Origin of the sequence: Microcystis sp. M53602_WE12, from assembly GCF_030065455.1 — a bacterium.
Taxonomy (GTDB): domain Bacteria; phylum Cyanobacteriota; class Cyanobacteriia; order Cyanobacteriales; family Microcystaceae; genus Microcystis; species Microcystis aeruginosa.
The window spans coordinates 1-12,039 of record NZ_JASJFB010000472.1; the positions used below are offsets into that span (position 1 = coordinate 1).

Genomic DNA, 12,039 nt, shown 5'->3' on the forward strand with positions numbered 1-12,039 from the left:
AAGTTATGAATTGTTTCTCCCCACACCCCACTATCCTATACTTTTTAAACAGGATTTAGTATAATTCCTAGTCTGAATGAAAAGGCACTCCCGCGAGGGGGTGCTTTTTTGTGGCTTTCCAAGTTATGAAGATGGAAGAAACTCTTAATGCCAAAAATATTAAAATAGATCGATAGATTTCATACTCTATCCTTCACCAGCTAATTTTAAGACAGAAGTACGAGTAGTGGCATCTAAGCGAAACTTCAGCAACTCTAGTTGATTAAGAATTGGCTCAATACGGTGTAGATAACCATTTTGTTTAGCCTTTAATAATATTCCCATTGTTCCAGTGAGTTTTATTCCTAATAAGTTGGCATACCGTCTTGCCAAGCCATCATCAAGTAAAGCGATAGAATCGGGAATTTCTATTGCTAAAGCTAATACTTCTTTTTCTCCTTTTCCTAAATCAGTGACAGGGAATCAGTCAAGTAAGTTAGTCTGATAGAGGTATTGAATCGGTGATGTATCGGCATGACGTTAGGCATTAGCCAGATCCTCGATTAATTCTGCTTCCTTGAGTCGGAAGGTATCAACTCCATAGTCTGCAAGTTTAGAGAGAAAAACAACTCGCGGAATACCTGCTAAGTTGGCAGCACTGCCAGAGGAAAGTTTTCCCAATTCATAAAGTTTAATGGCAGCAAGAAGAGAGATTTCCTGTGCTAGTTGTTCTGGAGTGAGATGTAAAGCGAGAGCGGTTTCATCGGGTAGGGAAAGAGTGATTTGGTACATGATGAATCCTAGGATTAATTGATTGTAGGGTTGATTGTAGGGTTGATAGGTTTGATTGTAGGGTTGATTCTAGGTTTGATTGTAGGGTTGATTCTAGGTTTGATTGTAGGGTTGATTCATGAATCAACCCTACCTTGATAAGGGGAAAACCTAAAACCCGTCTTCAATTTAATTATAACCAGCTACTTATCAGCCAACCTCATCTAGTACATTTGTTCAAAAAAAATCGAAAAAGAGAAAAAGGGTAAAAAGGGAAAAAAGAGAAAAAGGGTTACAAAGTCCTCCCAGCACCGCACACCACCCGAAAACCGTCGTTGCCGTTGAGGCCGTCGTCGCGGCGGTAGTAGTTGCTGCGGTAAGCAGAACGGCAGCTATCTGGATTGAAGTACCAAGAACCGCCCCGCAGAGCTTTATTTGCCTGATTTTGCTGTTTTTTGCTCTTTTCTAGCCGAGGACTACCATTCCTAGGTGCGCGTCGATAATTTTCCCAGAAGTCATCCTGACACCACTCCCAGACATTGCCGTGCATATCATACAAACCAAAACCATTGGGGGGAAATTGCCCCACTGGGGTGGTTTGCTGGCGATATTCTCCTGCCGGTTCCTTAGCAAAGCGTTGCGTAGCATCGTAGTTAGCTAAATTTGAGGTGAGGGTTGCTCCGAAGTGGAAGGGAGTGGTGGTTCCGGCACAACAAGCATACTCCCATTCCGCCTCACTGGGTAGCCGATACTGTTTCTTGGTCATTTTAGAGAGCCTTTGGCAAAATTCTACGGCATCTAACCAAGATACATTTTCAACGGGGTTTGTGCTGCCTTTAAACCGCGATGGCTCTGGTTTTAAATCTCGCTCTACTTTTAAATCTTCCCTTTGGGCAATATATAACCATTGAGCTTGGGTAATCGGAGTTTGACTTAGGTAAAACGGGGCGATTTTTACTAAATGTCTGGGGGATTCTCGTTTGAACCAATCCCTACGGTATTTTTTCACTAGCCGCGCTATTTCCTCCGCTTCGGTTCCCATCCAAAACTCCCCCGAAGGAATATAGAGCATTTTTAAGCTGGGGGGATTTTCTTCAAAGTAGAAGGCTCTCACGGGTTCTTTGGCGGTAATTTGTCCCGTCTCATCCACAAAAACGGTTTCAGACTTAAACAGGGTTAGGTTAAATTTCTCGGTGATGATTTCTTCTTCTGTGTTATCCAAAACTTCCCTAAACTGGACTGGGATTGTCTCGGCGGTTATTTCTTCGCTTGCCAAAATTTTAAGCTGCTCAGGGGTTAAACGAAGACGCTGATACAGTTCCCCATCTTCTACGCTGAAATCCTTAAGTCTATCCTTGAGCAGTTGAAACAATATTTCCTCTCCTCGCGTAAGCTCTTTTACCTTAGCTATGGTTACGGTTTTATATTTCCTCAGCCACTTTTCCTCAACCGGTGGGGGTGGAGGTGAGTCAACCATAGATTGCAGCTTTTGGCTAATTTCTTGGTACTTTGCTTCCCCTAGCTTTTGGAAAACCTTAGCAGATACCTTGGCAAAGGCGCGAACTAGATTAGCTGCTTCTTTGCCGAGGAGAACTTGGGGATTGGTAAGAATAAGACCAAAAAAGGTGGTGGTACTCAGGTTAAGTTTTTGGGCGATGTATTCCGAGAGGACAAAAATTACTTCTAAGGCGCGGCTATTCCCTAGTTCAGTGAGCAGAAGCTCTCTCACCTCATCATCAAATTCAAAATCTAGGCTGTTGGGGGGAGTATGAAATTTAAATTTACCTCCTTTGTCCCACTTCACTGGTTCCCCTCCTAGATAGACTTTAAGAAAACCGCTAAGGATAACTTCTGCTATGTTTAGGGGGTTAGAGGCGCTTAAAAGTTTGCTTTGGATAAGACGGATGATGGGAAGATTTACCGGGGCTGCGGCTAATTTTTTCAGTAATTCCCAAGCTAGAGGTGAGGCGGTACTGGCGAATAGTTCTAGAGCTTGCTTCCCAGACATCTCCGGAGAAATAGTTGCGGGTATTTCTCTGTTTTGGGGGGATTTTTCTAGTAGTACCCCCGCACAGGTGGCGTTGCTGTCACCACTGACAACGAGCGCCCAAGCTTTTAAGGATGAAGGGGTTAGGGAGATGGTGGGTAGGGGAAAGTAGGTTTTTTGGATTGTTTCTCTGAGAATATGTTGATTTTCCTCTTCCTTCTCAATTTGTAGCAGCAGGGGGATAGAGGTAAATCTCCAGTTTTGTGAAGGTTTCCGGGGGGTTTGGTTGACTAGGGAGACGAACCAACCTCGACTAAGGGCGGTTCTTTCCCACATTGCTTCCGGGAAGGGAGAAAGCAGGGTGACGATTTGGTGTTTTCCCCAGTCCTGAAGAGCTTGGTTATAGCGTCCTTGATACCAGTCTGGGGAAGTACAATCACTGTAGAAGAGGATAAGTCTTTCGCCGCGAGGATGGATGAGATCTTTTGGGTGAATTGAGCAAGTATCGTTAGAGTAGGTACGGATGGCTAAATTTTGCCTGTCTTCGTCCCATCCGATGCGGTAGAGTTTGACATCCCGAAAGGCCCCGATTTGTTCTAGCCAATCGCGGATTTCCCCGGCCATTTCTTTCCAAAAGACCATGGAGGCCCATTCTTCAATCAGTAAAACCACCTCTAGGGAACGGACTTTTTTGGCTTGGTAAACGGGTATTAGGGCTAAACTGCCATCTTTCTTGCCGATGCTATACTCGGCCGATTTCTGTACGGTGCTGTTTAGGTTTATTTGTCTTTGGGTGGCTGAGTCTATCTTTTGGATGAGGGGACGCACTGCCCGCCCTAATTTTCGGGTTTCTCGCCAGAATTTGGCATCGGGGATGCTAATGGGTAGGGTGTCTGCGCCTATCTTCTCAGGCTGTTTTTGTGCTTCTGTCTCGCGTATTAAGGGAACTTCATCCGATGGGGCTGCTGGCTCTTGGGTTTCGTTTTTACTCTCCTGGGGGGGGTTTTTAGTGGTCGGGGTTTCTTTCTTTTCTTCCCTAGGCTCTGGACGGGGTTGGGGTTTTCCTTCTTCTTCTTGGGTGAGAACATACCACCATAAACTATCAGCTATCTGGTAACTGTCTAGGTCCCATCCCCTGCCCTTGACAAAGGTGATAAATTTATCAATCAGTTCTGGTGTGGGAAGGGTTTGGGTCATGTATTGCCTGTGTCGGTGAGATAGGTAAATAGTAGGTTGGTAAGGTCTTCTAATTCTTTACCTGTGGGTTTCTTTTCGCCTATGCTCATAAAGACGGCGTTTAAAAGCTGGTCCGTTGCTAGTTGCCCTTTTTCTCGTTTTTTAACATATTCTGCGATCGCTGCTTCTATTTTTTTACTTTCGGGACTGGCTTCTTTATAATCAAAATGGCTTTTTACTATCTTTTTTAGTTCCTCTGGGGTGGGGTCGGGAATTTCTAAGAGCAGACATCTACGTTTAAAGGGTAGGGGAAAATCCCTCTCGCCGTTGCTCGTCATAATCACTATGGGGAACTGTTGGCAGCTTACCTTACCTTGGGGGATGGATTCCCATTCACCGTCATGGGTTTGTACTGGTATTGGTTCGTTTTCGGTATCTTTCGCGAGTCGGGAAAGTTCGGTGATTTCAAATCTTCCCTCTTCAAAAAGGTTTAAGAGGTCGTTGGGTAAGTCGATGTCACTTTTATCTATCTCATCGATAAGCAGTACCCGGGGATAATTTCTCGGACAGAGGGCTGTCCCCAAGGGACCCAAGCGGATATACTTCCCTATGTCTTTTTTTTCTTCTAATTGGTAATCTTGCAAACGTGCGATCGCGTCGTAGTAGTATAATCCCTCTTGTAGGGTGGTGCGGGTATTAATTGGCCAGACTAATACTTCTCCTAAGTCTAATTCGTAGGCGATTGCGTAGGCTAGGGAGGTTTTCCCTGTACCCGGTTTCCCTGTGACTAAAATCGGCCGGCGTAGGTGAATGGCTGCGTTTACGGTTTCGATGGTTTTAGGGTTAACTATGAGTTGTTTTCCCCGCTCCTCGGATTTGTTGGTGGCGAAGCTTCGCCAAGGTGGGATTTTTGGCCAGGGAATCTCATCCCTTGAGCGTTTTTGATGATTGCCTTGAAAGATTTTCCATGAACTCATAGTTAGTTAACCTAGGTGCTGAGATGTTAAGTAGTGGAAGGGGGGCATCCGATTAGGGTCTTCTAGAAGTAATGATAAATGATGCCCGAAATAGTCAGATTGGGATTCCTGTTTTTCAGGTGGATTTCTTGCCTTATGTATTAGTTTTGGCAGTTCGGTGATGGGTTGATTGCTAACTAGGGCATTAATTTCATCTTTGTGAGTTGGCGATAAATTATAACGGCGTGACCAAAGGGCTAAAGGTATGCCTTCTGATGCTATTTCTATAAGCATTTCTTCATGACTTTGTTGACAATCACAAAGATTAATCCATAGGGTTAAATTTTCTTGTCGGCGGCAGTGATGTTTACAGTCATTATCTTGTATGTCTTCTACGATTATTGCTTCATTTTGTAATTTCTCCCATTTTTTTATCCATTTTTTGTATGGGTCAGAAGTTTTGTCTATACAAGACCTTGCTGAAAGACGACTATTAACAAAGTAATTTTCTTTTAGTTTAGTATTTGGTTTAAATTCACTTTTATACTCCCAAGATTCAAAATCACTAGATAATAGCTTTTCATCGGCGAAGAACTCAACGGACGTTATTTCTTCACTCCGTTCTCGACAGTCATTAATAATATGGGTTAAAGTATGGTTATGATCATACAGGGGTATATGCTTAATATCTTTGTTTTGAATGTTGTTAGGATTTAATCGCCAAAACCAAGCTCGTATTAGATATTTTTCAATATTTTCAATAGTCGTAATATTCTTATACTGAAGGTTTTTGCTACTGTCCACCTTTATAATTAAATAGGCTTCTAACCCTTCCTTCGGTAATTCAATCCGCTCCAATTGTGTGCTTGTTAATTGCTCATAATCAAGGTCACTAATATTTGTCTGCATTTTTAAATCATTGACCGTTTGCTCAAAAATTAATTGAATTAATGGATCATCAAGGCGTTGATCATAAGCTAAGTTATGTAGTAAGCTAAACAAAAAACTTTCTTCATAATCTTTAATCTTCTCAATCAATTCCTTAAGGTTACTATTTTGTATTTTAGGATCATCAGATAAATAGGATTTGATTATAGCAGCAGTCATCGGTCTTTTTATCTTTAATTCATTATTTAACTTTTCAAAGATTTTAATCTTATCATTATTCTCTACGTTAATCTTATTAATAATTTGCGATTTATTTTTTAAGTTAATATATTCTGTAATCAGTGGCACGAATTGGTTTTTCTGTATTTTTTCTCTATTTTCTCCTGTTACATGATTAAAGGCGTTGGTGATTTTCCCAAAAAAATTTGACATTTCTCTTCTCAAATGTCCTTCAGTGCAATTACAATTAGCTGAAGCTAAAATTTCTGAATACTTTAATCTTTCATAACATCCTTTAATACCTTTTAATTCTAATTCACTTAGAGTTAGGTTCTGTTTTCCCTCGCGCAACAATTCTAGGACATTATCCACAAACTCTTCCTTCAACTCTTCCTTAGTCATAATTTAGACAGTTGTAGTGATAAGTAACTCAACACTAATCCTATCACACACAGGACTCCCAAGCAAGAGCCAATAAGTCTGTCTAGGCGTTAAAAATTGTCAGATGCCCCCCTTATTAAGGGGGGATTAAAGGGGGGACTAAGGGGGGATCGGCACCCCCCTTATCAAGGGGGGCAGGGGGGATCGAACCTAAAATCCATTTTTAATTTAATTATAACCAGCTACTTAAGTCTGTCTAGGCACTAGCAACGGTTTGTAACAAAAAGATCGGTTTGTAACAAAAAGATCTTTGAGAAAGCTAAAAAGATCATTTTAGCCACTGAAAAGCACGCCAAAAGATCCTTGGAGATTTTAAAAAAGACGATCAAAATGCTACCTATTCCTCTATTTTGCAAGTTTATTATGAAAAAAAACAGAGGAATTAAGCCTATGTATTTATCAACTGATCAGATTAAATCACTAACCCAGAGGCTAAAAAATCGCTTGGGGTATGTACCCAAAGAAGCTTGGGTAATTAATCTCGCCATCGAGATAGAAATCTCTCCAAAGCCGTTTTTTAGTGATGGGCAATTAGTCCAGCACTACCGAGAAATCGAACAGCTGCACAGCTAATAAAACCGCCTGAATTTGGTTATTTAACCATTTTCAGGACAGTACAACTTATTTTCTACTGTCATGATACTGAAAAAACCCACCCCAACACAAGCATCGGCTTTAAGGGATAATCCACGCCTAGGGATGCTCCAACTCAGCGATAATCGTCTCGTACAAGCTTTCTTTGACTGGCTAACAGGCTACTACCTTACCCCCCCTCTCTGGAAAAGCACGCCCTCCTTAGAGCTAATCTATGGCATACTCCAGTATATAGGAGGATTAGCGATCGCTCTTAGCCACTGGCAATTAATCCCCCTAGGATGGGTGCTATCCGTAGCTGGAGCGGCTCAATTGCAAGAAATAGCCCACTTTTGCGCCCATAATGCTTTTTTCCCTCAATATCCCACTTATAACCATCTTTTAGGTTGTTTACTCACCTTAATTACCTGGAAAAAGCCCTTTCCATTGTTCAAAAAAGATCACCTATTAATTCACCACCCGCCGAAAAACTTAGCTACCATGAATGACAAGGGGAATACCCCCTACCTAGTAGAAGAGTTAGGTTTTGAATTTGGCCAAGAAGAGGCCTTCTATTGGCAAAATTTGGGCAAGTTATTACTCTCTCCCAAGTTTTACGGAGAAACCTTCCTTGCTCGCCTGACTAATCTCCTTAAAGCTCCCATTAACTATCAAATAGCTACCCTGATTGTGCTTTTCTTGGCCTCTATTTGTGCGGGTTTAACCCATTCTTGTTTAATCTGCTTACTCTGGGCGGTATTTACCCAACTCGGAACCTATGCGGCCGCACTCTTGCAACAGCTACCGGAGCATAATTGGGCCTATGAAGCCGATGAGAATGAGGGAGCTAAATCTCAGGTAATTGGTAAATCTTTTGCCCTATATTTGGGTGCTTATCCTCCGCACTCGGACCACTGGTTAGAGTGGTTAAAATGGTCCACGGAATTAGTGGGAGCAGTCTTTATTCGGCTAATCATCCTTCCAGTTAGCCTAGGGGCGCACTGTGTTCACCATGCTACACCAAACGATCACAACTGGGCTAACCAACTATATACCCTAAGAGCTTTTCAGACTGGCTCGGTGAAAGGATGGCAGCGTTATCAATTCCTTGAGGTTTGGGGATACCGAAACGCCTTAAACTACGTCTTTGTCGGTTTTAGTTTAAGGGGAAAAAGCTAAATTAAACTCGGTGTGCAACTATATTTTTAGTCTTGATTTACAACAAGGCTTTCAGAAATCAGCAGAGATAAAGTATCCTCTGGAACCCTGATTCTGTCGTTTTTAGTTGCACATCGCGTTAAATTAACCTAATTCGGGCTTGCTGAATAAAGCTAAAAACCTTGTTGGATAAGACTTTTAGACCTTTTGTCAATCAAAAAGTACCGGATATGGGAGTGATCGGGGGGAAATTTAGGCACTTTTTCCCTGAAAATTAGGTAATTGACCGCCTGAAAATGGGTAAAACCCTACACCCTACACCCTACACCCCACACCCTGCCCCCACCAACAAACTTTTTCAACAGACCCTAATTCTATACTCTCTCGCAAGAGTACAAGAGCGACTATCTCAACAATCTGTTATTTTTCGTGCTGTTCGTAGGCTGAGACGATTTTTTGTACTAAGGGATGACGCACCACATCGGCCCGGGATAGGTAACAAAAAGCGATCCCTTCTACTGATTTGAGGATTTTTTGAGCGGCAATTAACCCCGATTCCTGTTGTTGCGGTAAATCGGTTTGGGTGACATCTCCAGTTACTACCATGCGCGAACCGAATCCCAAGCGAGTTAAGACCATTTTTAACTGTGCTGGGGTAGTATTTTGGGCCTCATCAACGATAACAAAAGCATTAGCTAGGGTTCGTCCCCGCATATAAGCTAAGGGTGCGATTTCGATTTTACCCCGTTCCATCAGGTCGGGAATTTTGGCCGCTTCGATAAATTCGTATAAAGCATCGTAGAGGGGACGCAAAAAAGGATCGACTTTTTGCTGTAAATCCCCCGGGAGAAAGCCTAATTTTTCCCCCGCTTCCACGGCCGGCCGGGTGAGGATAATCCGTTCTACTTTATCTTCTAATAGAGCTTGTACGGCTAAAACGGCGGCTAAAAAGGTTTTCCCCGTGCCGGCAGGTCCAATACAAAAGGTGATATCGTGACTTTGAATCGCTTGGATATATTGACGCTGACGGAAGGTTTTTGCCCGAATTAGCTCCCCGCGACGGGTACGAGCGAGAATATCCTGCTGTAGTTCTTTATACTCGCTAGAACGCCCCGTATCGAGGGCATGGATAGCGGTCATAATATCGGCTTCGGCGATTAACTTGGCCTCTTGCCATAAAATACTTAAGGAGCGTACAATCGCTGTGGCACGCTCCACGGGGGTTGGTTGCCCCGCAATCCGCAATTCCATGCCTCTGAGGACTAAATTCGCCCCAGTTTGCTTGGCTATCAATTTGAGGTTAGCTTCTTGATGACCCGCTAAAGCGATCGCACTTTCTGAACTGGGGAATTGAATCGTTTGCCAAGTTTCCGTCATGCTTGGGGCTAAATTATCCTTTGGCTGTTTCTACCACTTTAGCAAAAGCGACGGGATCGAGGACAGCTAATTGAGCTAACATTTTCCGATTGAGGAGAATATTAGCTTTCTTTAATTGTCCGGTCAGTTGGCTGTAACTGATGCCCTGTTGACGAGCAGCGGCATTAATGCGGGTAATCCAAAGACGACGAAAATCGCGTTTCCGTTTGCGACGGTCTCTATAGGCATTCCGCAAGGCCTTCATTACCTGTTGGTTCGCTGTACGGAATAAGCGCGAGTGGGAACCGCGAAAACCTTTGGCTAATTTGAGAACTTTTTTGCGTCGCTTGCGGGCGACATTCCCCCGTTTTACTCTAGACATGATAATCCTTTAGACAATTTTTCTGGAAAACTTACAAATAGGGCAACATTAAGCGCACTTCCTTCTCGTCGCGCTCGTGTACCAAGGTAATCTGGGACAAACGACGGCGCTTGCGTTCGGCACTTTTATGATCGAGTAGGTGATTTTTGAAGGCTTTGCGACGTTTGATTTTTTTGCCGCTTCCCGTGGCCTCGAATCGTTTGGCCGCCGCCTTTCGCGTTTTTAGCTTGGGCATAAACTCCCTTTTATTAAATCGACACAATCACTAATACTATCACAAATAGAGGACTTTAGGCAAGGAGTGGCCAAAAGATTCCCCGGCTCATCCTTACTTTGGCCAGGTCTGTACTTGGGAATTAAATCAATCGGGAATTTTTCCCCTTCCTCTTGATCGAATCGCTAAGATCCAGATAATGTCTCGCGTTAACACGCATCTGGAGAAGTTATGGCTAAAACCCTACTAGAACAATTACGCCAATTTACAGTGGTTGTTGCCGATACCGGCGATATCCAAGCGATCGAAGCTTTTACCCCCCAAGATACCACCACTAACCCCTCCCTGATCACGGCTGCGGCCCAAATGCCCCCATATCGGCCGATTGTCGATCAAACCCTGCAAGCGGCCAGAAAAGAATTGGGAAAGCAGGCCACCCCGGAAGATGTGGCCAAATTAGCTTTTGATCGCCTAGCGATCGGTTTTGGTCTGCAAATCCTGCAAATCGTCCCCGGCCGCGTCTCCACCGAAGTGGATGCTCGTCTTTCCTACGATACCCAAGCTACCATCGACAAGGCCCGTTATCTCATTTCCCAGTATGAACAAGCGGGTATCTCTAGAGAAAGAGTCTTAATTAAAATTGCCTCGACGTGGGAAGGGATTAAAGCTGCAGAAGTCCTCGAAAAAGAGGGAATTCACTGTAATTTAACTCTATTATTCGGTTTTCATCAGGCGATCGCCTGTGCGGAAGCGGGAGTAACCTTAATTTCTCCCTTTGTCGGTCGGATTCTCGATTGGTATAAAAAAGAAACTGGTAAAGACTACGTTGGCGCTGAAGATCCCGGAGTCCAATCCGTTACCCAGATCTATAACTACTATAAAAAGTTTGGTTATAAAACCGAAGTTATGGGGGCAAGTTTCCGCAATATCGGCGAAATTTGCGAGTTAGCTGGTTGTGATCTTTTAACCATTTCTCCGAAACTGCTCGAACAATTGCAAGAGACAGAAGCCGATTTACCCCGTAAGCTCGATCCAGCACAGGCCGCAACCCTTGATATTGTCAAAATTGCCATGGATCAAGCGACTTTTGAGAAAATGCACGCCGAAGATGCCATGGCTTCCGAAAAACTAACGGAAGGTATTCAAGGTTTTACCAAAGCTTTAGAATTATTAGAACAATTGCTGATTCAACGTTTAACCCAGTTGGAAGGTCAGTCAACCCTAGAACACGCCGCCGAAGATATTTTTCGAGTCTATGATCATGATGGGGATGGTTTCATCACCCGGGAAGAATGGGCGGGAACCGATGCGGTATTTGATGCGATCGATATTAACCATGATGGCAGAATTTCTCCCGATGAGATCGCTGTCGGTTTGGGTGCGGCTTTTCGTTTAGTGGAAGCTTGACTCTCCCCCGCTAACCGCTCGCGCGGTGTAGCGGGGGATTCTTGGTTCATAGGCTCTTGACTAGATCAAACAGGTTTAACTGAACGACCCCCAACCGACCGCCTCCGCAAGCGTTTTCTAACACGGTCAGTCCGACCGCGTTTTTTCCTCGGTTCTCGATTACCTTCGCTGATGCCGTATCTCTTGGTTCGATGTGACCGCAAGAATCACACCGGTGAACTCTTTCCGATAACGACTTTTTGCTGGTGAACGCGCCACAATTAGGACAATCCTGGGAAGTTCCGTTTTTATCGACCTTAAGATAATATTTCCCCCGTTTCCAAACAACAAACGGTAATATCTCATTAATAAAACTACCGATACCCGAATCTAGAGATTGTTTTCTAACGATCCCTCTAGACCAGGAAACGAAGTTAATATCCTCAACGAAGATATTATCAGCAAAATCGCAAAGGTAATGAGCTAACTTAAAGTGCCAATCTCTACGGGTATTAGACACTTTTTCGTGTAATCTTGCTATCTTCTCCTGAAG

12 protein-coding genes are annotated in these 12,039 nt (G+C 43.5%); 3 read left to right on the forward strand and 9 right to left on the reverse strand.

Going from position 1 to position 12,039, the window contains the following annotated elements; translation table 11 throughout:
* Nucleotides 1-186: 186 nt before the first annotated feature.
* The 5 genes from PX482_RS15675 to PX482_RS15695 all read right to left on the reverse strand — a co-directional run bounded on the left by PX482_RS15675 (nucleotide 187) and on the right by PX482_RS15695 (nucleotide 6,378).
* Nucleotides 187-411 carry a PIN domain-containing protein gene (locus PX482_RS15675; RefSeq protein ID WP_502888563.1) on the reverse strand — a complete coding sequence of 75 codons (225 nt, stop codon included), beginning with the start codon at nucleotides 409-411 and terminating at the stop codon, nucleotides 187-189.
* 108 nt (nucleotides 412-519) lie between these two features.
* The gene (locus PX482_RS15680) at nucleotides 520-771 is read right to left on the reverse strand and encodes a UPF0175 family protein (RefSeq protein ID WP_016515782.1); all 252 of its coding nucleotides are present in this window, start codon (nucleotides 769-771) and stop codon (nucleotides 520-522) included.
* A 271-nt stretch (nucleotides 772-1,042) separates the two neighbouring features.
* Nucleotides 1,043-3,934: a formylglycine-generating enzyme family protein gene (locus tag PX482_RS15685; RefSeq protein WP_288095030.1), complete on the reverse strand. Its 2,892-nt coding sequence runs from the start codon at nucleotides 3,932-3,934 to the stop codon at nucleotides 1,043-1,045.
* Nucleotides 3,931-4,890, reverse strand: coding sequence for an AAA family ATPase (locus PX482_RS15690; protein WP_288095028.1), 960 nt, complete (start codon nucleotides 4,888-4,890; stop codon nucleotides 3,931-3,933). The genes PX482_RS15685 and PX482_RS15690 overlap by 4 nt, the downstream gene beginning before the upstream one ends.
* Nucleotides 4,891-4,896: 6 nt before the next feature.
* Nucleotides 4,897-6,378, reverse strand: a complete 1,482-nt coding sequence (locus PX482_RS15695) for a VMAP-C domain-containing protein (protein WP_288024519.1) — start codon at nucleotides 6,376-6,378, stop codon at nucleotides 4,897-4,899.
* A 429-nt stretch (nucleotides 6,379-6,807) separates the two neighbouring features.
* Here PX482_RS15695 and PX482_RS15700 point away from each other — a divergent pair, with 429 nt between their 5' ends.
* Nucleotides 6,808-6,990 carry a hypothetical protein gene (locus PX482_RS15700; RefSeq protein ID WP_128575192.1) on the forward strand — a complete coding sequence of 61 codons (183 nt, stop codon included), beginning with the start codon at nucleotides 6,808-6,810 and terminating at the stop codon, nucleotides 6,988-6,990.
* Nucleotides 6,991-7,053: 63 nt separating this feature from the next.
* Nucleotides 7,054-8,169: a fatty acid desaturase gene (locus PX482_RS15705; protein ID WP_288095027.1), complete on the forward strand. Its 1,116-nt coding sequence runs from the start codon at nucleotides 7,054-7,056 to the stop codon at nucleotides 8,167-8,169.
* Nucleotides 8,170-8,568: 399 nt separating this feature from the next.
* Here PX482_RS15705 and PX482_RS15710 read toward each other — a convergent pair whose 3' ends face one another.
* The 3 genes from PX482_RS15710 to rpmI are packed head-to-tail and all read right to left on the reverse strand — an operon-like array spanning nucleotide 8,569 to nucleotide 10,121.
* Complete coding sequence (locus PX482_RS15710) at nucleotides 8,569-9,525, reverse strand: PhoH family protein (protein WP_002743972.1); 957 nt, start codon at nucleotides 9,523-9,525, stop codon at nucleotides 8,569-8,571.
* Nucleotides 9,526-9,538: 13 nt separating this feature from the next.
* The gene (gene rplT, locus PX482_RS15715) at nucleotides 9,539-9,886 is read right to left on the reverse strand and encodes a 50S ribosomal protein L20 (protein ID WP_002739593.1); all 348 of its coding nucleotides are present in this window, start codon (nucleotides 9,884-9,886) and stop codon (nucleotides 9,539-9,541) included.
* Between the two features lie 31 nt (nucleotides 9,887-9,917).
* Nucleotides 9,918-10,121, reverse strand: coding sequence for a 50S ribosomal protein L35 (gene rpmI / locus PX482_RS15720; RefSeq protein ID WP_002781071.1), 204 nt, complete (start codon nucleotides 10,119-10,121; stop codon nucleotides 9,918-9,920).
* Nucleotides 10,122-10,331: 210 nt separating this feature from the next.
* On the opposite strand from rpmI, the gene PX482_RS15725 reads away from it, so the two are divergent.
* Nucleotides 10,332-11,507 carry a transaldolase gene (locus PX482_RS15725; protein WP_061432004.1) on the forward strand — a complete coding sequence of 392 codons (1,176 nt, stop codon included), beginning with the start codon at nucleotides 10,332-10,334 and terminating at the stop codon, nucleotides 11,505-11,507.
* Nucleotides 11,508-11,553: 46 nt separating this feature from the next.
* Here the strand turns inward: PX482_RS15725 and PX482_RS15730 are convergent.
* On the reverse strand, nucleotides 11,554-12,039 hold a 486-nt coding region (locus tag PX482_RS15730), incomplete at its 5' end, for an RNA-guided endonuclease InsQ/TnpB family protein (protein WP_288122662.1).